The sequence below is a fragment of the Pseudomonas sp. PME37.24/025 genome, assembly GCF_055556615.1.
In genome coordinates this window covers 1-250 of the sequence record NZ_JBVHNK010000389.1, presented here as the reverse complement: position 1 = coordinate 250, position 250 = coordinate 1, and the positions used below count along the sequence as shown (strand labels likewise).

Here is a 250-nt window from a genome sequence, read left to right as displayed (position 1 = left end):
AAGGGCTTCTTCGAGTGGCTACAAAAGGAAGCGCCGGACTTCGTCTGCGTGCAGGAACTGAAGGCCCAGGCGGCCGACATGACCGAAGACTTCCTGGCCCCGGCCGGCTATGTCGGCCATTTCCACTATGCCCAGAAGAAGGGCTACTCGGGCGTGGGCGTCTACAGCCGCCGCCAGCCGGATTCGGTGCGCATCGGCTTCGGCAATACCGAATTCGATGACGAAGGCCGCTATGTCGAATGCGACTACG

The 250-nt window shown here is 61.6% G+C and carries 1 protein-coding gene; it reads left to right on the top strand.

Annotated elements, in window-relative coordinates; genetic code table 11:
* The coding region (locus tag ACZ3HH_RS30805) for an endonuclease/exonuclease/phosphatase family protein (protein WP_465810473.1) at window positions 1–250 on the top strand (250 nt) is incomplete at both ends.